Origin of the sequence: Nocardia sp. CY41 (genome assembly GCF_009829325.1) — a bacterium.
In the GTDB taxonomy this organism is placed as follows: Bacteria; Actinomycetota; Actinomycetes; order Mycobacteriales; family Mycobacteriaceae; genus Nocardia.
The window spans coordinates 86,765-106,456 of sequence record NZ_VUOS01000029.1 but is presented as its reverse complement, the minus strand read 5'-3'; the positions used below and the strand labels follow the sequence as shown (position 1 = coordinate 106,456).

23 protein-coding genes are annotated in these 19,692 nt (G+C 64.9%); 13 read left to right on the top strand and 10 right to left on the bottom strand.

Going from position 1 to position 19,692, the window contains the following annotated elements; translation table 11 throughout:
* Positions 1-476: 476 nt before the first annotated feature.
* The 3 genes from GVY64_RS29830 to GVY64_RS29820 all read left to right on the top strand — a co-directional run bounded on the left by GVY64_RS29830 (position 477) and on the right by GVY64_RS29820 (position 3,787).
* On the top strand, positions 477-2,282 hold the full coding sequence (locus tag GVY64_RS29830; RefSeq protein WP_159848687.1) for an alpha-L-fucosidase: 1,806 nt from the start codon (positions 477-479) through the stop codon (positions 2,280-2,282).
* 400 nt (positions 2,283-2,682) lie between these two features.
* Positions 2,683-2,865 (top strand): hypothetical protein, encoded by a 183-nt coding sequence (locus GVY64_RS29825; RefSeq protein WP_159848684.1) that lies wholly within the window; start codon positions 2,683-2,685, stop codon positions 2,863-2,865.
* A gap of 361 nt (positions 2,866-3,226) precedes the next feature.
* Positions 3,227-3,787, top strand: coding sequence for a hypothetical protein (locus tag GVY64_RS29820; RefSeq protein ID WP_159848681.1), 561 nt, complete (start codon positions 3,227-3,229; stop codon positions 3,785-3,787).
* A 214-nt stretch (positions 3,788-4,001) separates the two neighbouring features.
* On the opposite strand, the gene GVY64_RS29815 is transcribed toward GVY64_RS29820, so the two are convergent.
* Together GVY64_RS29815 and GVY64_RS29810 are read right to left on the bottom strand one after the other, a co-directional pair.
* The gene (locus GVY64_RS29815) at positions 4,002-4,388 is read right to left on the bottom strand and encodes a DUF397 domain-containing protein (RefSeq protein ID WP_159848678.1); all 387 of its coding nucleotides are present in this window, start codon (positions 4,386-4,388) and stop codon (positions 4,002-4,004) included.
* 18 nt (positions 4,389-4,406) lie between these two features.
* On the bottom strand, positions 4,407-5,312 hold the full coding sequence (locus tag GVY64_RS29810) for a helix-turn-helix domain-containing protein (protein ID WP_159848675.1): 906 nt from the start codon (positions 5,310-5,312) through the stop codon (positions 4,407-4,409).
* Positions 5,313-5,896: 584 nt separating this feature from the next.
* Here GVY64_RS29810 and GVY64_RS29805 point away from each other — a divergent pair.
* From GVY64_RS29805 to GVY64_RS29765, 9 genes are all read left to right on the top strand, one after another.
* The gene (locus tag GVY64_RS29805) at positions 5,897-6,664 is read left to right on the top strand and encodes a hypothetical protein (protein ID WP_159848672.1); all 768 of its coding nucleotides are present in this window, start codon (positions 5,897-5,899) and stop codon (positions 6,662-6,664) included.
* Complete coding sequence (locus GVY64_RS29800; protein ID WP_159848669.1) at positions 6,661-7,014, top strand: hypothetical protein; 354 nt, start codon at positions 6,661-6,663, stop codon at positions 7,012-7,014. Before GVY64_RS29805 ends, GVY64_RS29800 begins: the two co-directional genes overlap by 4 nt.
* 6 nt (positions 7,015-7,020) lie before the next feature.
* Positions 7,021-7,203 (top strand): hypothetical protein, encoded by a 183-nt coding sequence (locus tag GVY64_RS29795; RefSeq protein WP_159848666.1) that lies wholly within the window; start codon positions 7,021-7,023, stop codon positions 7,201-7,203.
* Positions 7,200-7,712, top strand: coding sequence for a hypothetical protein (locus tag GVY64_RS29790; protein ID WP_159848663.1), 513 nt, complete (start codon positions 7,200-7,202; stop codon positions 7,710-7,712). Before GVY64_RS29795 ends, GVY64_RS29790 begins: the two co-directional genes overlap by 4 nt.
* 44 nt (positions 7,713-7,756) lie before the next feature.
* The gene (locus GVY64_RS29785; protein WP_159848660.1) at positions 7,757-7,894 is read left to right on the top strand and encodes a hypothetical protein; all 138 of its coding nucleotides are present in this window, start codon (positions 7,757-7,759) and stop codon (positions 7,892-7,894) included.
* Positions 7,891-8,352 carry a hypothetical protein gene (locus GVY64_RS29780; RefSeq protein WP_159848657.1) on the top strand — a complete coding sequence of 154 codons (462 nt, stop codon included), beginning with the start codon at positions 7,891-7,893 and terminating at the stop codon, positions 8,350-8,352. The genes GVY64_RS29785 and GVY64_RS29780 overlap by 4 nt, the downstream gene beginning before the upstream one ends.
* A gap of 333 nt (positions 8,353-8,685) precedes the next feature.
* Positions 8,686-9,639 carry a TetR/AcrR family transcriptional regulator gene (locus tag GVY64_RS29775; protein WP_159848654.1) on the top strand — a complete coding sequence of 318 codons (954 nt, stop codon included), beginning with the start codon at positions 8,686-8,688 and terminating at the stop codon, positions 9,637-9,639.
* Positions 9,636-10,286, top strand: a complete 651-nt coding sequence (locus GVY64_RS29770; RefSeq protein WP_159848651.1) for a hypothetical protein — start codon at positions 9,636-9,638, stop codon at positions 10,284-10,286. The genes GVY64_RS29775 and GVY64_RS29770 overlap by 4 nt, the downstream gene beginning before the upstream one ends.
* Before the next feature lie 214 nt (positions 10,287-10,500).
* Complete coding sequence (locus GVY64_RS29765) at positions 10,501-11,430, top strand: dimethylarginine dimethylaminohydrolase family protein (RefSeq protein ID WP_159848648.1); 930 nt, start codon at positions 10,501-10,503, stop codon at positions 11,428-11,430.
* Here GVY64_RS29765 and GVY64_RS29760 read toward each other — a convergent pair.
* A complete protein-coding gene (locus GVY64_RS29760; RefSeq protein WP_159848645.1) occupies positions 11,359-12,501 on the bottom strand; it encodes a hypothetical protein in 1,143 nt (380 codons plus the stop codon). The two genes, GVY64_RS29765 and GVY64_RS29760, sit on opposite strands and share 72 nt — an antisense overlap.
* A 148-nt stretch (positions 12,502-12,649) precedes the next feature.
* Here GVY64_RS29760 and GVY64_RS29755 point away from each other — a divergent pair, with 148 nt between their 5' ends.
* A complete protein-coding gene (locus tag GVY64_RS29755; RefSeq protein WP_159848642.1) occupies positions 12,650-13,498 on the top strand; it encodes a TauD/TfdA dioxygenase family protein in 849 nt (282 codons plus the stop codon).
* A 54-nt stretch (positions 13,499-13,552) separates the two neighbouring features.
* Here the strand turns inward: GVY64_RS29755 and GVY64_RS29750 are convergent, their stop codons facing one another.
* The 7 genes from GVY64_RS29750 to GVY64_RS29720 all read right to left on the bottom strand — a co-directional run bounded on the left by GVY64_RS29750 (position 13,553) and on the right by GVY64_RS29720 (position 19,674).
* Positions 13,553-13,999 carry a GFA family protein gene (locus GVY64_RS29750; RefSeq protein ID WP_236567344.1) on the bottom strand — a complete coding sequence of 149 codons (447 nt, stop codon included), beginning with the start codon at positions 13,997-13,999 and terminating at the stop codon, positions 13,553-13,555.
* 78 nt (positions 14,000-14,077) lie between these two features.
* Positions 14,078-14,995 carry an amino acid--tRNA ligase-related protein gene (locus GVY64_RS29745; protein WP_201298216.1) on the bottom strand — a complete coding sequence of 306 codons (918 nt, stop codon included), beginning with the start codon at positions 14,993-14,995 and terminating at the stop codon, positions 14,078-14,080.
* Positions 14,992-16,095 (bottom strand): inosamine-phosphate amidinotransferase 1, encoded by a 1,104-nt coding sequence (locus GVY64_RS29740; RefSeq protein WP_236567343.1) that lies wholly within the window; start codon positions 16,093-16,095, stop codon positions 14,992-14,994. The genes GVY64_RS29745 and GVY64_RS29740 overlap by 4 nt, the downstream gene beginning before the upstream one ends.
* 55 nt (positions 16,096-16,150) lie before the next feature.
* Positions 16,151-17,182: a fatty acid desaturase family protein gene (locus GVY64_RS29735; protein WP_236567337.1), complete on the bottom strand. Its 1,032-nt coding sequence runs from the start codon at positions 17,180-17,182 to the stop codon at positions 16,151-16,153.
* A 166-nt stretch (positions 17,183-17,348) separates the two neighbouring features.
* The gene (locus GVY64_RS37410) at positions 17,349-17,504 is read right to left on the bottom strand and encodes a hypothetical protein (protein WP_201298219.1); all 156 of its coding nucleotides are present in this window, start codon (positions 17,502-17,504) and stop codon (positions 17,349-17,351) included.
* A gap of 44 nt (positions 17,505-17,548) precedes the next feature.
* A complete protein-coding gene (locus tag GVY64_RS29725) occupies positions 17,549-18,373 on the bottom strand; it encodes a DUF3865 domain-containing protein (protein ID WP_159848636.1) in 825 nt (274 codons plus the stop codon).
* On the bottom strand, positions 18,370-19,674 hold the full coding sequence (locus tag GVY64_RS29720) for a JmjC domain-containing protein (RefSeq protein ID WP_159848633.1): 1,305 nt from the start codon (positions 19,672-19,674) through the stop codon (positions 18,370-18,372). The genes GVY64_RS29725 and GVY64_RS29720 overlap by 4 nt, the downstream gene beginning before the upstream one ends.
* Positions 19,675-19,692 lie beyond the last annotated feature (18 nt).

Genomic DNA, 19,692 nt, shown 5'->3' with positions numbered 1-19,692 from the left:
TCCAGATACAGCCGGACCGCTCGTGCCTTCAGCTCGTCCGGGTATTTCTTCGGTGCTGCCACGCGGGGCTCCTTCCCGGTCCTATCGGACCATGCTCAAAGCCCTCCAAGGAAGCGGGGGAACCTCAGCACACACAGGCCCCCATGTACTCGCTACGCCAGTCCTGCAAGCCGGAGGTCCCGAAGAACTCGTCAGCCTCGATCCGATCGTCTGTCATATGCGAAATTTACCGGCACCCATGCGATTTCGTATGAAGCCCAGATCCGGAGCAGTTCGAGACTGCCAGGAGATCGGTTCGTTCTTTCCCGGATGGTCGGTCGAGCGCCGCCGAGCAGGTACCAGCGAGTTCGGGCACGTGCCTGTACATCGTGGTCCGCGAGACCCAGCAGCCGAGGGACCGAGGACCCAGACACACCGGACCGGTTCGGCAGGCGGAAATCAGGTGAGCGCGACAGCGCACCCTCTACTGTCACTTCGTGCAGATACACAGCGAGGAACAGCCGAATCCTTTCGCAGACAACATGTCCGGAGGAGCGAAGCTGGCGGGCTTACTCGTTCCGCTGGTCTTGCTGGCGGCTGTGCTGGTGGCGCCGTTCCAGACGCCACGGGCGCATGCCGACGACGGTATGACCGGCATTCTCGATCACAAGTACGGTCTGTTCGTCCACTACGTGCCCCGCCTCACCACCGACCCGGCCGGTGTGGCCATCGAGGATCCCAACGCTCTGGCCAACAGCTTCGACGCCAACGGGTTCGCCGAGGATCTGGTCACCGCGAAGGTGCAGTACGTCATCTTCAGTGCCTGGCACTCCAAAATGGTGACCCTGTATCCGAGCCAGAAGATGGCGGACTGGGGCATGCCCCACCGCCGCACCGACCGCGACCTCATCGCGGAGATGATCGGCGCGGTCAAGGCCAAGGGCATCAACGTCTACCTCTACACCCACCCCCGCGACGGTATGGAGTTCACCGACGAGGACAAGCTGAAGACCGGCTGGGGCACAGTCGCTCCGCCGGCAGATCAGAAGTGGAACCCCGGACCCGACTTCGACCGCCCCAAATGGAACGCGTTCATCAACGACATCTACCAGGAGATGATGCAACGCTACGGGGCCCGCATCGACGGCCTGTTCATGGACGAGGGAAGCCCCCAGGCCGACAGCCACAACGTCGTCGACTACCCGCGACTGCGCGACACGATCAAAGCGGTCAACCCGCGCGTGGTCCTCATCCAGAACAACTACGGCAACCTCTACGGCCTCGACATCGGCATGAAGGAGTACTTCGGCCAGCAGGAGTTCGCCCAAACCGACGGAAGCCTGTGGCCCGGCTACACCCAGCCCGTCGCGGCGACCATGGGCGGAACCGGAGAATCCTGGTGGGCGAAAGAGACCAGCCACGCGGTGAAGTACACGCCACGGGCCATGTTCCGCTACACCGTTCTGCAGGCGGCCACCAACACCGACGGCGGCGGCATGGCCTGGGCGGCCGGCCCCTACGCCGGCGGCGGCTGGGAACCCGGCGTCCTGCCCGCACTGCAGCAGATCGGTGGCTGGATCGACCAGATCCGGGAATCGGTCCTCGGCACCCGGCCCAGCACCTCCTACCCCACCAAGGCCGGAACCCGCATCACCGACCTGACCTGGGGCGTGGCGACCAAATCACCTGATGACCGCACCGAGTACCTCCACGTGCTCAAACCGCCTGCCGGGCAAACCCTCACTCTTCCGCTGCCTCAGGACGGCAAGGTCTTCTCCGCGGCCTCTCTGGTCAACGACGGCACACCGGTAACACTCGACAAGGACCTCAACCAGATCAGGCTCACCATCCCCGGTACCTGGGACGCAGGCGACACCGCGATCAAACTGACCGTCTCCGACCGATCCGGACCCGTCGCCCTCTTCCGCTGCTTCAGCCCCAGCACCAACCAACACCTGACGACCACCGAATCCGGTTGCGAGGACCCGAGCCGCTACTCCCTGGAGGGTCCCCTCGGCCACGTCTACCGCGATCAGGTCGCGGGCACTGTCCCGCTGTTCCGCTGCTTCAGCCCCAGCACCAACGACCACCTCGTGACCACCGAACCAAGTTGCGAGGACCCGAGCCGCTACTCCCTGGAGGGTCCCCTCGGCCACGTCTACCGCGATCAGGTCGCAGGCACTGTCCCGCTGTTCCGCTGCTTCAGCCCCAGCACCAACGACCACCTCGTGACCACCGAACCGGGCTGCGAGGACCCCACCCGCTACACCCTCGAAGGCCCCCTCGGCCACATCATCAAATAAACCCGGCGAGCAGGCCCGGACGGAACATCGAGTAAGTCCGTGACATAACCGGCTGGCCGAGGCCCACCCCGGGCGTCGGCCAGCCCGAACGGCATACCGCTTCCACGAAGCTCCAGCATGCTGCGGCAGACCTGTCTCAACACCTTGGTAATGAGCGGAACTTCACGAACATACGCCCGCAGCAGGCCCCACGGACCCATCACCAAATGCGTTCACCAGTTCAGGGGCACAGGATTCTGCGAACCCGTCCGTTTTCGTCCCATTTCATCTCGATCGCCCACCGTCCAGGGGTATCGGGCGGCCGACCGGCGGTCGCGAGCATCGGCGCGGGCACGGACACACCCCCAGCGTATTTCCAGCGAATACCAACCGGATGGTGTGGTTCGCTAGGCTCGGGCGTGTGCAGTTCGAGGAAGGCTCCCTGATCCACCTGGTCGCAGGCGGGACGAGTGTGTTCCGCATCATCGAACTCGGCGTCGACGGCGACCCGACCAAAGCGTTGGTGCAAGCCGTCGGCGACGGCCCCGGCACCTACCCGTGGACGACCGATCTGACCTACGCTGTGCCCGCCGAGCAGCCGTAGCAGCTCACCGTCGCCTGCCCAGCCTTCGATGCCGCGAGCCATCGGTCCCGCTGCCCGGCGGTCTTAAGGGTGTCCTACGTCGCCGGGATCAACACCGTGCGTCGGTTCACCGGCCCAACCCTTGTCGGTAACTCGTGAAGGCCGAGCCCTCGGCGATTCGACCGAGCGTCCAGCCATGTCCCCCGATGCTGGCCTCCGCGCGAACCCCCACCGTCATCCGATGCGCACCGGCTCAAGAGGCAGTAAAGTCCCCCTACGGGGGTTGAAAGTACCTGCGGTGCAGACTTATTCGATCCTCAATGGCGGCAGGTCCGGGCAGAACACATGCTGCTATCCATGGTTGGGGTGGAAGGGGGCTTCAGTGGATGACGGGTTCGGGCCTCTGCCGGATGGCAGAACTGTGATGACGGTGTTCGCGCGAACCGCCGAGTTGGGTATGGACGCTGTTAGCGGTTTCGGTGACAGCATGCTCAAGGCGCTCGTGGGTCTGGTCATCGCGCATCGTCGCATCGCAATGGCGCAGCCGGACTGGGACGATGTGGTGTTGACGTGGACTTCGGGGCAGGTGGTCCCGGTATTGTCCGTGGCCCACGACAGCGCCGATTCATTCGTCGGCGCGTGGGAGGCCGCGCAGCGGCACATGCTCGCCATCGACCTCGAAGGTTGCAGGGTTCTCGGAGAACCGGGTGCCGGAGCTGTAGAACACCATGAGGGGTTGGGTGCAGTTTTCGGCCGCATGGCCCACTTGCACTCGGTCTCGTTCAATCGCTTCTTTGTACTGGATGGCCCAGAGGGCAGGAACCGTCAGCAGCTCGGCCGAGCCCTGGTCTCGTATGAGAGCCTGGCACGTGATTTGATTTGCGGCAGAAAGGCTTTGCCTTCTCCGTTCCGCCGCCGGACGCATGAGGCGGGTGAAGTATGAAGCTCTGAGGCGAAGGGAAAGCCAACTACCAGGTAGGCGAGGACGCTGGATCGAGTGGCTGCCGAGCCGATGCCCTCGCGGCACCTGAGCTCAGGCACCGCCGCCGGTCGCGATTGAAGAGGCGGGAGCGGATGAAAGTGGTGGCCTCCCTTTACTGGAAGGCCGCCAATTCGCGTCCGTTGTTCGTGGGTCTCTGTGTCAGGCAGACAGACACCTACGCAGCGGCGGCCTGCGGTTCGAACTCTCTCTCTATAACGCCCGCTCGGAACGCGATCCACTCGTCTCCAGTGAATTCAAGCGTCGTCCCATCGGCGCCGCGCAGCAGAGTATGCCCGCGGTCAGTGAACTCGACTTCGGGCAGACCGGGAACAGCTTCGCCCGTGCTCGCTCCTAAGACCAGCGCCTCGAAGGAGTTCCACGCCTCGGCCGGCATCTCAATGATCGGTTCTTCCTCGGGGCGGTTACGTGGATCCCGCAAGTACTTGGTGTCCCGGATAAAGACGCTCTGCTCACCCTCGAAACGCCGGACGAGAACGCATTGACCTCCTCCATCGCTGTACGACGACTTGATGTATCCGTCGAGTGGCCGGTGCCCGGTCATGGTCGTGTTCCTCACTCTTTACTGCTCCTCTGCGAGAACTTCGGCGCTTCGGGCGATCATCTTGCGGCTTTCGTCCGGTGGCAGAGCAATCTCGTACAGCCGCTGCCACAACCGCTCATGGATTGCGACCTCGCCGTGGTCGCGTAACAGCACATCTTCCGTAAGCGACTCGACCATCACCAGTGGCGGATCGCCCACGGCGAAGTCGTAGATTTCCCACGGTGAGCGCGGCGCTCGCAGCCCAAGAAGCTCGCCGCCGACCGGGAGAATGCGGAAGTCGATCCGGTCGTTGCCATCGATCAGTTTGAGCAAATGATCCAACTGCTCGAGCATCGCTGGCCTGGGAACCATCAGTCGGCGGATGACCGTCTCTTCGACGATGACCTCGATTCGAGGACCATTCGAGACCAGCGCTTCTTGTTGACGGCGCTCGCGGGCCCGAATCTCCACGGGGTTATCCGCAGTGGGATCGGCTGTGACGGCGGCGTTGTGACGTGCACGGAGGTACGCCGGTGACTGCAGGAGGCCGGGTACCAGCGCAAAGTCATACCAACGGATCCGAGCAGCACCTGCTTCGAGATCGGCAGGCAGGGCTTGTCGAGCCGACAAGCCCTTGAAGGCCCGGCTCTCCCACCAACCGGTCTGGGCGGCGTCGCGGGCCAACGCGTAGAACTCTTGCCATTTGGCGGAATGCTGTTCGACACCGAGGTGCTCGGCAACGGTCATGCTGACGTCGGCGGCCACGCGTCGCTGGCCGGTCTCGATCCGGGTCAGCAAGGTCCGGTCCATATCCAGAGCTTTGGCAGCCTGCTGGATCGAAAGATCCCGATCTTGACGGAGTCGGCGCAGCTCATCACCGAGGTGAAGTCGACGACTGTACGGAGAGAATCGCTCGCCAGTGACCGAGACGAAGTTCTGCGCCACCGATCACACCTCCTTCGACGCACAGTGACGATCTGTCACACGAACATCCTGGCACAAGATGCGGCTAGTCACGCATTCGGGAGAACACTCGCGCCAGATGGTCAGCCTGGGCCGCAGCGCCACAGAATCCTGTCGTTTCCGTTGCACGGTTCTATGCACTGTGACATCCTGTCACATATCAGAGCAGGGTGACATGAACAATGCATGTCACTGCGTCGGGACAGTTAGACGCGGGAGCGTGTGATGAGCGCAGCGAGCAGTACGCGGATCCTCTGTCGTTCGAGCGCAGAGCCAGATGGACGCACGGCAACTACTTCCGCCTCCGTCCACGCGAGGCGATTGCCGATGCGGGCTGTGGTTAATGCACCGACCGGGTGGTTGCGATGACGCCGGTGTTCGGATACCTGCGGATTCCACTGATCGACCCCGCTCGGATGGCCGCCGTACAGGCGCAGCTCGCTGAAACCGCAGCGGTGTACGGCGGAAGCCTCAACGGGCGGTTGTTCTTCGAGCACGGATGCCCAGCACGGTTCCTGTGGTCGCTGCTGGCCGAATCCGACCCAGCAGCCGCGGACCGACTGGAGTTGGTGGCGCAGGAGCGCGGCATCGCCCTGGACCTCCTGCTGGACGCGACGGCGCCGACGACAGCACTGTGGCAGCTCCTGGCCGCTCTCGAAGCAGCAGGAGGCGGCCATGTATTGATTCCCTCTCCCGCGCACCTCGAACGAACAGGTGCGCCGAAAGAGACTGTGCAACGCCTGATCTCGGCCATTCACGGGGCCAAGATCGTATGGGTCGGGGACGAACAGCCGCTCAACTCAGACCCGCGCGGCACGACGGCCGGATTGGTCGCCGAGTTTCGCGTGAATCCCTTCGGCGCGGCAACCGCGCTCGCACGGGCGACGGTCGAACAACGGCTCGGGCGCGCAGGCCTCCGGCACATGGTCGGGGCGGTCGATGCAGTGATGGTCGAGGTGGTCGGTGCGGCGGAGCGGCGATGGGCCAACAGCGTCGACACGCTCACCGAGGAGCTGTCTGTTCGTGTGGTCTGCCCCCCGGGCGCCGCCATGTTGGTGGTGGAGATACACGAAACCCGCGATATCTCCGACATCCCGGTCAGCGACGCCCTCCGGTGGACCTGCAGCAACCCGCTGGTCGGAGGGAAAGTCGCCCGGTTCCGAGCACCGGCGGGCGGCACGGTGACGCTGTGCGAACTGCCGCTGCCACCAGCGGACCCCGACGTAAGTCGAAGCGATCCGGATCCCCAGACCTCCACAGGCCCGATGGTGGCGCTGAACGATACTCCACCGCGCCTCCACCAGGCGGCAGCCGAGGGCGGAGGTGCACGATGATGCTCGAATCAGCGGCGGCGATCGTCTGGGCCGAACAGCCCGAGGCCGACATCGCGGCCCAAGCCGCCGAGCTGGAGGCGCTGGCGGACCAGAAGGGACTGAAGCTCGGCGGGCAACCGATCGTCGCCCGCACCGGAGCGGAACTCGCCCGCATCATTGCCACCCTGGCGGCCGAAGTGATCGTGGTGTCGAGCGCGACGATCACTCAGGGCTGGCTGGACGTCTTGCGCTGCCGCGCTGATGTGGTGACACCACTGCGACGGTGGCCGCGAACCCATCCGGATGCACCAACACCACCTCACCCACGGTGCCAGGGTCCTGGTGACCGAACTCGTGGCCGGACGCGGTGATGCGGGATGGACATGCATCTGACCGTCGAGTTCGCGTCATGCCCGGCCTTGCATTTCCGGGCCGAAAAAGTTGTGGCCGAGCACTTCGCACACGAGATGACGCGGTGGGGTTCGGCGCGGGTGACGATAGACGACAACGTGACGCCGGAGCTGCGGACACTGCCGTGTTGGGAGCTGTACCAGCCATGACACGCGATACCCGCCGCACACTGGCCCCTCGCCTACCACAGTCAACGGCGCTGATACACACCATCCGGGGCCTGCTCACCGATCGGCACCCGCTGCTGGATGCAGCCGGCGAACTCGCATCCCTACACGCTGCCCGGCTCACCCGCGAGGACGGTGCCCTTCACCGGATCGACGCGCATCGGCTTCGCCTGGCCCGCGCGATCGACGACTACATCGATCTCGTCACCCCGACCGCGGCCAGGGACGCTCGTCGCCACTGCGAGACCGTCGGTGTGGCGGTCGACCGGCTCGCAAACTGGTGCGCCCTCGCCTACACCCCCGGCCCCACCGGGACAAGTGAATGGATCCACTTCGCGGAGACGCAGGTGCTTCGCCTGGCCGACGATCTCGACGATCTGCTCTCCGACCTCACCACGGGGCAGTGCACAGTCCCGACCGTCTGCGGCTTGCCGTGCATCAACGATGCCTCCGGCATCCAGATGGCCACCAGGCGCCGACCGCGGGCATGACTCAGCGGTTCGTTCCACAGCAACATCAACAGGAGAGATACAGAATGCCAGACAAGACCCCCTGGCCGCGAGAAGAGCGGATCACCGCCGCACTGCTGCTCGTCGAGCTCATGCTGCTGGTCATCGCGCTGAAACGCCGGAGGGTCGAGCGCCCGATCCGATCCAGCGGGAGCGATGAGTGACAGCCATGGTGTCCGCAGCACCCACGGCAGCGGGGATAGCCGCTCGATATCGGAAGATCAACGGCCTTCAGGGCGTCGAGGTGACCGACGGCGACCGGATCATGCTCCGTGTCGGTGCGGTCACCGGTCTCCGGATCGCGCGGCCCCTGGCAGACCACGTTCGCACGGCTTTGGAGAAGCGACGTCAGCGGACACCGACGATCGAGTACTCGCGCGGCGCGAACTTGATGTTCCTAGTCAACGCACCGGTAGGTGAAACACATTGGGACAACAGGTTATTCAGGTACGTCGCAGTGCGCATGGGTTGTGGAGCAATGATCGCGCTACCCGGCCCTGGCAGCTCGGCCTGGCTCGTTCCGCCGGAAGGCGACCGACGGATCGACTTCGACGCTCTCGCCCACATCACGATCGAGACGGCCACAACAAAGCCACGGCGTGACCGAACCCGACTCGGCTGAACCGCCATCGCATGGGGAGCCCGGCGCGCACTGCCGATGACACTTCGCCGCGAAGTTCCGTCGAGGCCACGACTCGCCGCCAACCGGCGTAGCTGGGGTAGCTGTCGTCAGACTCGTCGCCGCAGCGACGGTGCACTGCGGTCCCCGCGACACATCTCCGGCAGGTGATCGCCCCACATTCGCCCGGGTTCGGCTCGTGCTGATCAACCACGTCCCAACCTGCTCACCGACCTCAGCGGTCGGCTCCGTCTCCCGCCGCCGCTGAACAAACCCCGACCACTCGAAGGGATTTTCACAGCCCACATGAACGATCACTCTCCCCCAGCAGTCACGTTGGATACCGAGGAAGGGATTCACCTGCCTCGAACCGCGGAATTGATTGCGCAGCTGACCCGCGATTACGGCACCGAGTACACCATGGTGCTCACCCGGGCGATCGACGACGCCAACCACGACGATCAGGTGAGCTACAAGCGTGGGCTCAACACAGCGATCGCCCTCATGGCCGTGGCAGATGGCGACGGGTCCAAAGCCGCAGAGCTGACCATTGGTCACGTCGAGTCGTTCCTCGTCGCGATCCGCGCCGATCTCCAGGCCTTCAGCCACCGCGGCGGAACCCTGCCGGATCTTCCGCCATCGAAACGCCCGCGCGCGGAGCGCAAGCGTCGCACCCGTCAACGGCTGGTGCACGCTGCTGCCGAGCTGCTGCTGATCCACGGCTATCCCGCCACCTCGATCGACCGGATCGCCGAGCACGCCGATCTCACCAGTGGAGAGTTCTTCGCCCACTTCAATCACAAACAGCAGATCGCCCACGACGTCGCAGACAACTTGACCCGCCACGCCCTCCGAAGGATCCACCGCTTCCACCCGCGGGACGCCGACCAGCTCGTCACCACTCTGGCCCGATGGGCATACATTCTCATCACACGGCCCGGATGGATCCGGCTCGAACTCGAACTCGCCGAGCGAGACAAACAAAGCCGCGCTGACGTCATTTGCCGACGCGACCAGCTGCACGAGGCGGTCCGCAAACTGCTCACCAGCACCAGCACCAGCACCAGCACCCATGACCCGAGCACCGATCTCGACATCACAGTCTCGTTCCTATTGTCGACGGTCGTCGGCATGGCAAGCCCGCGCGCCGGCGACTTCGACGTCACCCCGGCCACGACCCGCCGTCGGATCGAGCTCGTCCTCCACGCTGCTGGGTTCTCGTTCACCCCCGCGGCCGCAAACCGCGATCAACCGAATTCGCGTCCACGCAGCGTCGAGGCGAAAACGTGAGTGGGGCAACAAATCTCGCATATCCCGAAACCCCCTTCGGCAATCCCGGCCAGTCCACCGGCCGGGACTCGCCGACTGTGGCCGCGGTGGCGGTCACGACATCTGGGACCGCGGGCTTGGCGTATGCCACGTTCGATGTGAATCGACCCCACGATATGGAGTCCGCCCCTGAGGGGTTCAGTTTCGGCTATGAAGTGCTCTCCGAAGTCGACTCACAAGTTGAGTTCACCATCGCGCTCGATCGCCGCATGGCCGAATGCGACCGATACGCCGAGGTGATAACCGGGCACAATGTGCACGACATACTCAAACCGCTGTGCAGCTCGGCCAATGGCCGTGCCGCGCTGCCATGTTTGACCAAATACGCAGAGCTGTGGCCCAACCGCCACGAGCGGCGCACCCGCCACACCCCTCTACTGGTGGATACAGCCATAGATCTCGAAATCTCGGCAGCGGAACTGCCACGAACATGTGCGGCGGCGAAGCTGTCGAGTTCGTATCTGCACTCCACTTGCAACACGTGGCGGCGGCCGGTCACCACGGCATTTGCCTCAGCGCTACTGACAGCCCAGTCGCGGGGGTGGTGCCGGTGGCAGGCGCTGGATTTGGACCCGCTGGTGACCGCGTCGGCACACGAGCAGCCGTAACCATCCATGGCAGCAAAACAGCGCCGCATCGACGGAGTCGACATGGCGCTGTTTTGAGACGATTGAGGACGGCCAGGCGCCGCGATTCCGCACGGCACGCGCAACCAATAGCGTTCCGGTCGAAGTTCCTAACGGCGTAGATTCCGCCGTGTCACCAATTACAACTTGGAGCAACAGTAATGAGTGCAGGAGTAGTTCGGTGAGACCAGTGGGGGTGGCCAGCGAGTTCGGCCAGTTGCGATCAGTGCTGATGCGCCGCGCTGGACCCGCAGTGCCAGACCTATCCGGCTCGCTGGATCCGGTGCTCACACGGCAGCTCGCGACCAGCCGGTGGGCGACGTACTCGGTCGAGCGAGTGCGCGCACAGCAATGCCGGTTCATCGACCTGCTACGTGGCCGGGGTGTGGAGGTGGTGCTTGCTGATCAGGTGCCAGGGTGTTATGCCCAGCATTACACCCGTGACCTGGGATTTGTCGTCGATGACGTGTTCGTGGTGTCGCGGTTGAACTCGCCGCGGCGGCACGGAGAGTTGGCGGGATTACGAAGGCTTTGTGAGCAGATCGATCAGGTCGCCTATCTCGATGCCGGGACAGTCGAGGGCGGCGACGTGATGCTCCACGACGGGCACGTTCTCGTCGGCCTGAGCGAGGAGACCTCACCGGCTGGGGTGGAAGCGCTGCGGTACCGGCTGGACCAGCTCGGCGTTGAGCGGGTGGTGACGCCGATCGAGTTCGTCTGCGATGGGATCGTGCACTTGGACGACCACTTCAATATCGTCGCGCCGGAACTAGCGCTGGTTCATCGATCGGTATTCGACGATGTGCAGATGCGCTGGTTCGGTGAGCATTTCGACCTGATTGCCGTCACCGACGAGGAAGCCCTGGGGGTCGAGGTGAATGTCTTTGCGCTTGCGCCGGGGGTGGTGGTCGTCGCTGAGCGTAGCGAGCGAATTGCGGCCGAGCTTCAGGTGCGCGGGATCGAGGTGATTCCCATCGACTACTCCGAGGTGACGAAGATACCGGGGTCTTTCCGCTGCTCTACGTTGCCGCTCGTCCGGTCGAGCACGGCGCGGTCAGGAGTCGGTCGCAGGGAACAGTTCGAAGGCGGTCTCGGCCACGCGGGTGCCGTTGATCTGGATGTGTAACCGGCTGGTGCCGGGGGCGAGTTTGCGGTTGGCCGTTGAGCGCAGTGACTGAGACCGGGTCATGTGGCGGGTTTCACCGGGCGGCAGCTCGATGGTGGTCCATTTGAACACTGCTTCGCCGTGCCCGGTGCGGGCGCGCGGGTACTGCAGGACGTAGTCGATGATGACGCGTTCGGTGCGGGCGCCGATCGACTGGAGGGTGAGGTTGAAGCCCAGGGTGTCGCCGATCGTTACGGTGGAGGCGTCCACTTCCAGGTCGGTGACCTTGACCATGGGTGCGGTGGACACGCCGAGGAATTCGAAAGCATCGGGGTGGCCCTTTTTTACCAGTGTTCGCAGTGATTGGTTGATGATGAAGGTCATCTCGGCTGGGCGCTGATTGTTCGACGTCCGCCACTGGTTCAATATGGACAGCGCGAGGCCGGGGTCGGTGCGGGTGATGTCGTTGACGTGGTTGGCCACCGATTGTGTGACGAATCTCGAGGTGTCGCTATAGAGGTTGTCCAGGACTGGGATCGCCGCGTCGATGGGCAGGTTGATGCGGGGTGACCAGGGCAGGGCCGGGCGTGTTCCTTCGCTGGCCAGCCTCCGTACGTGGTAATCGGGGTCATGGCTCCATGCCCTGACAGTGTTCATCGTTTCGTCAGGGAATGCGTTGATGAAATAACGCAGCGCGTCTTCGGCGGTGAAGTGTTTTGTCAGTTCTTTCAGGGCATTCAGTGATGATTCAAGGTTGCGGCGTGTGCAGCCGTAGCGGGCGATGAAATCTGAGTACGGGGCGTAGGTGTAGAGGCCGAAGTCGCTGCCGGCGAAGGTGGCATCGTCGTGCGGGGGCAATGCAGCGAGGATGATCGCGGTCGCGGCACCGATGTCGGCGGGCAGGTGGGATGCCAATGCATCTGCTACACAGGCGATTCGAGACTTCAGCTCCAGGTGCGGCAGTTGCGCCATGACGTCTGCGATGAACCTTCCGGTGTCGAAGCGCGGTTCGACGCGGAACAGATCAGCGGCCAATGATTCGACGCGCGATCGGTTCATGGCAGATTCTTTCAGCGGAATCCCCTGGCTCATGCCGGAATGATAGCTCACGCAATGGATGGACAGGTGCTAGTTCACTCGCGCAGTGCCACAGCGAAGCAGGTTGTTGCACTCCACATCTGCCCGATTCACACATGCGAATTATGCCAAGCGCTCGTCCCGATGGGGCTAAAATCTGATGGTGAGCCGCTATAAAATCGACCCGCTGAAAAGCTCCTTTGGAGCGCATGTTTCCGGCATCGACCTTTCCCAACCGCTGAAGGCATCAGAGGCGACCCGGCTTGTCGAGGATTTAATGACATTCCGGGTCCTCGTCGTCCGGCGCCAGGAGCTGTCCCACGATGATCATGTCCGTGTGAGTCGGTTGTTCGGTGAACCCGAAATCCATGTGCAGGACCAGTACACGGTCGCCGGGTATCCGCAGATCGTGACGATCAGCAATATTCATCGCGATGGGGTGCCGATCGGGCTGTACGACGGTGACAACGAAGTGGAGTGGCACACCGATCTGTCGTGGAAGCCGCAGATGAGCGCGGTGTCGCTGCTGTACTCGGTGATCGCACCTGAGGTGGGTGGTGAAACCCGGTTCGCCGACACGACCGCCGCCTACGACGATCTCCCGGACGAGCTGCGCACCTTGGTCGACGGGCTCGAGGCGGTGCATTCGATGGTGCACTTGTTCGAGCGGCAGGCCGCCGACAACCCGGCGAAGGTGCCGCTGACCGACGATCAGCGTGCGCAGGTGCCGGATGTGGTGCATCCGCTGGTGCGGCTGCATCCGCTGACCGGTCGCCGGTCGCTGCTATTGGGCGACATGATCATCCGCGGCGTCGTCGGCGTCGATGAAACCCGGTCGCAGCAACTGCTGGATCAGCTGCACGCCCACGCCACCGCCGACCGGTATGTCTACTCGCACCGCTGGGCGGTGGGTGATCTGGTCATCTGGGACAACCGGGCCACGATGCACACCGCCTCCCCGTGCGATCACACTCGTCACCAGCGCCTGCTCTACCGCACCACAGTCATGTGATTCGGAATCGCCGCGCCGGGCGGGGTGCTCGGCGCGGCGATCAGGAGGGGTAGGTCAGACGCCGGCGTCCGTCGTTTCGATCACCGGCAACCACGGCACGGCGTTGTCTTTGCTGCCCTGGTGCACCGGGGTCAGCGCGCTGTGGTCGTCGAGGGCCATCATCGTGATGCCCATCGCGGTGCCACCCTCGTCGAACGCGGCGACGAGCGAGCCACAGGTGGGACAGAACCCGCGCTTGGTGGTGGGCCAGGTGTTGAACCACGTCGGCTCTCCGCCGGCGCCGGTCCACGCGAACGTGTCGAGGGGGAAATCGACCCAGGCCACGACCGGGGCTCCGCCGAGTTTCTGGCAGTGCGGACACGAGCACAGATGCGGCCAGATGGCCTCACCATCGGCGCGGAATCGGATCTGCCCGCACAGACAGCCACCCTCATACATCGGATTTCCCCTTTCGATCGAAAGATATTGTGACAAAGCAAAATTCATGCGCGGCGCGAACATCCTGACAACCGTCCCGGTCAGCGTAGTGCAACGCGACTGGCCGAGCCGGGACTTGCGGGGTGTGCCATGGTGCGCGGGTCAGAACACCGCGGACTGCTGAAACAGCCTGATGTCGCGGGCCCCGGTGGCGGCCATGCAGAGGCGTTCGATGCCGATGCCGAGGCCGACACTGCGGGCAGGCACGACACCGTCGTTGATCGCCTTCTGCACCAACGACTGCTCGCGGTTGTAGAGGCCGATCGCGCTGGCGCGGGCGATGAATGCTTCGGCGTCGGTTTCGTCCTCGTAGCCGTGCACGACCTCGACACCGTCGATGAACACCTCGAACCGGTTGAGGACTGCGGCGGTGCCGTCGCGCAGCTTGGCGCACGGCTCGTTGCCGCCCAGCGGCATATCGACCAGGAACACCGCAGCTCCGGCGCTGGTCGGCTCGAGCTCAGTGGCGATATAGGTGTCGAGCAGGTCGTGCAGCGGGGTGTCGGCCGGTTGATCGAGGTGACGGGCCAGCGCGCCGATGTACGGGTCGAGGGTTTCACGGGTCAGGTCCGCGCCGAGTGTGGCACCCAGATGCTCGGCGACCGAGATCCGCCGCAGTGCGCCGGCGTGGGCGAGTCGCACCAGGTGCTCAGCGAGTTCGAGCAGGTAGTCGTAGCTGGACTCGGCGGCGTAGAGATCCAGCATCGTGAACTCGGGAATGTGGGTGGCGTCGGCAGGGTCGTTGCGGAAGCAGGCGCCGATCTCGAACACCTTCGGTGTGTGTGCGAGTTGGTAGCGCAGGGCCGGGCCGATCATGCTGCGCAGCCAGCCGTCGCGGCCGCCGACGGCGGCGGCGGCGCGTTTGCCGGTGAGGTCGTCGGCCTGCCGGAACGTCGGTGTGACGATCTCGGCGAAGCCTCCGCTGCGCAGCAGTGTTCGGATGTCGAAGAGAAGATCGGATTTGACCTCCATGGCCTCGCGCGCGCTCAATGCCGGCTGTGCGGTCGTGGCGGCACTCATGCGAGGTAGTCCTCGCAGGAGCCATCGCGCACGGTGTCGAGGGTGAAGCAGTGGAACCCTCCGCCGAACAGGCGGCGGTGGCGGTGCTGGACCGGGATGACAGTGAGGCCCTTCTTCTCCAGGGTGCGCATCAGGTCCGGGCACAGGCTGTTGACCACGACGGTGTCCTCGTCGACCGAGAGGACGTTGATGTCGATGTAGCGGCTGGCCAGATTGAAGCCGAAGCTGCTGTAGTCGGGGAAGGCGTCTTCGTCCTGTTCGGGCGGGATGACGATGTCCCAGCTGTGCAGCGGTTCGGGCAGCGCCTCGAGGTAGTGCATCGAGCGCAGCATCAGCAGACCTGGCCGCAGGGGCACCACGATGCTGTCGATGTGGCTGTCGGCGATGGCGTCGAGCCGATGGAACCGCAGCTCGGGGAAGGTGCGTCGCAACCAGGTCAACCCCAGCTCGTGGTTGGCGTTGGCGACGTTGACGAGGATGTCGCGACCGAGGCGCATGCATTGGGCGCCGTCGAAGATCAGCTCGTGGCCCAACCCCGGCAGTTCGCGGGTGTCGGTGTCGCCGGTGACTGCCGACAGGTCGAAGGGCTGGCCATGGAAGAAGCTCGGATCCAGTGACCGGCGCGCCAGCGCGGGCCGGGGCATCGACATCCATCCCGATCCGGCCTGCAGGTAACGGTAGAAGTGTGGTTTGAGGTAGTCGTTTTCGAATACGCGACCGCGGATGTGGGGCGCGGTCTCGAGGATGGTGCCCCCGAGAATGATCGTTTGATCGCGCACGTTCAGCGGCGGCGTTTCCCGCGCCGACCACCAGGGCGAGCCGATCATGGTTCGCTCGGTGACCGGTGCGGGACGCAGAACTCGCACTCCGGCTTCGGTGAGGGCTGCACAGAGCCCTTCGACGTCTTCTTCGAGCTCGTCGACCAGCGCGGGCGGGATCGCCAGTTCCCGACTGCCCTCGGCGGCGGTGGGGGTGACGTTGTCGAGGTAGAACAGCCGGAAGCTGGCGTCGATGTCGTGGGAGGTGTATCCGTGCGGCTCGCCGACGATGACTTCACGCAGGCGCGTCCATTCATCGAAGCTATTGACAGGCAAGGACATTCGGATTAGTTCCTGTTCAGGTGTAGAGCTGTCGGCATGGGCGATGTGCCCAGGGTCAGGTGTTGGGCTGATGGTCGGCGAGCTGGTGGTGCAGCCGGGTCACGATGTCGTCGAGCACCGACGGGATGTGCGGGGTGGCGCGTCGGCGGAAGAAGAACCCGCTGCACCAGGGCACGTCATGCCAGCGGGGATAGTTCTCGCGCAGGATCGCGGCGGCTTCAGGAAGCTCACGCCAGCCGATATTGGGGAACCAGTGGTGGATTGGGTGGAACATGTCGTCGTTGTGGCCGCCGAGCAGGTGCCGGGTCAGCGCATGCGAGTTCCAGCCCCGGGTCTGCCAGATGACGTCGGCGTTGTGGATCAGGCCAGCGTGGTTGCCCAGGTCGGTCAGCCAGGTGACGATGGGGCGGACCACGATCAGCGGCAGCGCCCAATAGAGCGCGAAGTCCACACCGTGCCCGATCATGGTGGCCGCGGCGGCGACGGCGGTCCATACCGCCCACCGGGTTGTGGCGGCTTTCCAGCTCTCGTCACCGGCTTTGCCTGCCAGGGTGAGCAATCCGTATTTGGGCAGCTGCCACAGCGCGTTGCGGAGGATCACCTGGATGACGAAGGCCCGCTTGTCCGGCCAGGGGGCGTGCGCGCGGCGGGAGATGTAGGAGCGCAGCATCGGGTCTTCGGGGCTGCCGAGCTTCGCGTGATGGATCCGGTGGCTGCGCCGGTACGGGGTGAATGGCTCCCCGAGCGCGAGGCAGTTGAGATGCCCGAGGATGGTGTTCGCCCGGCGTGAGCGGGTGAGTTTGGTGTGAATCGCCTCGTGGGTCAGATTCGACAAGTGCCGCTGGCGGATGCCAATGTAGACCACGCACACCAGGGTCAAGATCGGGTGCCCGACGACGATGCCTACCGTGGCGGTTGCGGCGGCCGCGAAGTAGTCGCGTGCCAGATCGAGGGGGCCTTCGTTGCGACCGCGTGCGCACAGCGCGTCCATGCGCGCGATCAGGTCGGGGCCGAAAGCACGCCGGACCGGGCCGGACGCTCCAGCCGAGGGGCGCCGCTGGGTGGACTCGCGCGCCGCGATGATCATGCTCACTCTCCACGCTGAGGTCGGACGAGGGTCGAGGGCTCCGCGGCGGAGCCGGAGCCCGCCAGCGGACGCCTCGATCGGGTCGAATCGGGGGTGGCGGGGCCACGGGCGAGCACGAAAGGTGCCGTCGCGTGGCCCCACCGGGGTTGGGGTGTGAACTCAGACCTCAGGAGGCGTCCGGGCGCACACCCGCCTTGAGGGCGTCGGGCCGGACACCGGCCTTGAGCCCGGCGTCCGGGCGCACACCGGACTTGAGCGCGTCCGGCCGGACACCGGCCTTCAGCGCGTCGGGGCGGACGCCGCTCTTGAGCATCGGCGACATAGTGATCTCCTTCTTCTTGATGGGTTACTGCGGGGACAGGGTGCTCAGGGGAGGGTGGCGGCGCGGGTGGCCAGCTGCGACCACCAGAACGTCATGCCCTCGAGGATTTGGAGCCAGCCGTCGACGATCTGCGGCAGGTCCAGCCCGAAGGTGCGGTATTCGCGGATGAACCGCGCGATGCCTTCGATGTGGGCGGCCTCCACGCTGAGGCCTTCCACTGCTGCGGCTTCGTGGCCTTCGTCCAGGTGCAGTGAGTAGTAGTAGTCCAGGTTCGGCGTTGTCGCTTCGGCGCCGACGGTGAGGGCGGCGTAGCGGTCGGTGATCTTGCGCAGCAGTTCGGTCTCGTCGATCGCGACGCCTTCGGTGGCGTAGTAGCCGCCGCAGATGCGGCTCACCGACGATCCGATGACCAGCCAGTCGTGCAGCGACACCAATGTGGCGGTCTCCGGCGCGGGGATGTGCCCGTTGACCAGCAGCCCGAGATCGGCCAGCAGCGCCCCGGAGTAGAGGGTGTAGTGCGCGGGCACCTTGCCTCGCTCACCACCCTCCTCGAGGTGGTTGCGACGGAACTCGTGTGCCAGCTCCATACATCCGCCCTGCACGGTGTCGGCGGCCTGGCGCAGGAAATCGGAGTTGTAGCGGGCGAACACGCTCAGCTCCTGGATGTAGAACGCGGCTTGGGTTTTCGACAGCGTTTCGGGCGACACCTCGGCGGTGATCTGCTCGAACAGCGCGGCGACCATCGGTGCCATGTGCTTGTCGACCAGGTCGTCACCGCTGACCGCGGGCTGGTTGAGCAGAATGCTGGTGATCGCGGCTTTCGTCTCAGGGTGCCCGTCGAGGTAGCTGTGGACTTTCGATGTGCTCATTCCGTCTCCTCGGCTTCGTCGTTGGTGAGGACCTGGATGCCGCCGGTGTTGAGCAACAGCGCCAACGTGTCCCCTCCGAGCTCGTCGGTGATGCGCACGGTCTGACCGTCGGCCAGCGCCGCCAGGGCACGGCACCAGGCGGGGGTTTCCGGCACAGTGAGCACCAGGCCGCGGACGGTGACACCGATGTGCAGGCTGTCGTCGATACCGGGATCGGTGTGCAGCGCGAACGGCGGCGCGACCCGCAGGTGAGTGCCACCGGCGGTGAGGGCGGCCACGGCGGCGCGGGCGGCATCGTTACGCGCGAGGTCGTGTTCGGCGAACTCCCAGCCGCCATTGCTGAGCAACGTGCACCACCGCGCGCTGACGTGCTGAGCCACTTTCTCTTCCAGCTGCGCCGACACCGCGGTGAGCATGTCGGTCGCAGCCTCTGTCAGCGCTGCCGCGATCGGGCCCGGACCGGCGGTGAGGGAATGCATCGGCGACGGTGTCGCGTCGGCGGCCGCCGCGGATTCCAGCAGTTCGGGCAGGACCGACAGGGCCAGCATTCGCGTGTCGGGGTAGGTGTAGAGCGGGACAGCCACCGAGATGGAGAACTGGTCCTGAACGCCGACATGGAACACCCGCCGCGGCAAGAACAGCACATCCCCGGGTTCGAGGTCGAAACGCTCGCCGCGCTCGAGCAGCATGGAGTAGTCGCCGTAGGTCGGGGCATCGCCGCCGGTCAGTTCCTGGTAGAGATCACCGGACCAGCAGTAGAAGTGCTTGACGCCTGGCCCCAGGTGTACCAAGAAGGCGTCCTCGTAGCCTTCGTGCACGCCGAACGCGGTTCCGGCGTAGTTCCCCGCGAACGCGACCTGCTCGCTGCCACCGATCGGCACGCCCCACCCGGCGAACGCCGATCCGATCAGCTCGCCCAGCACCGATGACAACTTCGACGAGGTGGTTTCCAGGTTGTTGATCACCAGCGAGAACCGTTCGGCGCCGGTGCGATTCTGCATCCAGGCCACGAAGTCCTCATCCGGCTGCCAGGGCGCCAACAGCACGGTGTCGATGACCTCGTCGCGGCGTTCTTCACCGACGTACACGCGGGTGCGGGCGCTCGTGGATTCTCCGTCTGCGGCGGCGCGGCGCAGTCGTCGCAGCCCGTCGAGAACATCGGCCGGGCCGAGCCGATCGGCCGGCACGATGCTCTTGAACAGGTACGGCGCGACGGCGCCAGCGGTCTTTTCAGGGAACTGTCTCGACCAGAACTCCGGTGATGGCGGCCAGGTGATGACCGAGTCCGTGGCGGTGGTCATGATGTCGGTCCCGCCGCC

Excerpts from the sequence above, each read along its gene's own strand:
- GVY64_RS29740 (WP_236567343.1), bottom strand. The coding sequence starts at position 16,095 with ATGTCCTTGCCTGTCAATAGCTTCGATGAATGGACGCGCCTGCGTGAA.
- GVY64_RS29795 (WP_159848666.1), top strand. The coding sequence starts at position 7,021 with ATGGACATGCATCTGACCGTCGAGTTCGCGTCATGCCCGGCCTTGCAT.
- GVY64_RS29815 (WP_159848678.1), bottom strand. The coding sequence starts at position 4,388 with ATGACCGGGCACCGGCCACTCGACGGATACATCAAGTCGTCGTACAGC.
- GVY64_RS29785 (WP_159848660.1), top strand. The coding sequence starts at position 7,757 with ATGCCAGACAAGACCCCCTGGCCGCGAGAAGAGCGGATCACCGCCGCA.
- GVY64_RS29735 (WP_236567337.1), bottom strand. The coding sequence starts at position 17,182 with ATGATCATCGCGGCGCGCGAGTCCACCCAGCGGCGCCCCTCGGCTGGA.
- GVY64_RS37410 (WP_201298219.1), bottom strand. The coding sequence starts at position 17,504 with ATGTCGCCGATGCTCAAGAGCGGCGTCCGCCCCGACGCGCTGAAGGCC.
- GVY64_RS29745 (WP_201298216.1), bottom strand. The coding sequence starts at position 14,995 with ATGAGTGCCGCCACGACCGCACAGCCGGCATTGAGCGCGCGCGAGGCC.
- GVY64_RS29800 (WP_159848669.1), top strand. The coding sequence starts at position 6,661 with ATGATGCTCGAATCAGCGGCGGCGATCGTCTGGGCCGAACAGCCCGAG.
- GVY64_RS29790 (WP_159848663.1), top strand. The coding sequence starts at position 7,200 with ATGACACGCGATACCCGCCGCACACTGGCCCCTCGCCTACCACAGTCA.
- GVY64_RS29760 (WP_159848645.1), bottom strand. The coding sequence starts at position 12,501 with ATGAGCCAGGGGATTCCGCTGAAAGAATCTGCCATGAACCGATCGCGC.
- GVY64_RS29725 (WP_159848636.1), bottom strand. The coding sequence starts at position 18,373 with ATGAGCACATCGAAAGTCCACAGCTACCTCGACGGGCACCCTGAGACG.
- GVY64_RS29720 (WP_159848633.1), bottom strand. The coding sequence starts at position 19,674 with ATGACCACCGCCACGGACTCGGTCATCACCTGGCCGCCATCACCGGAG.
- GVY64_RS29750 (WP_236567344.1), bottom strand. The coding sequence starts at position 13,999 with ATGTTCGCGCCGCGCATGAATTTTGCTTTGTCACAATATCTTTCGATC.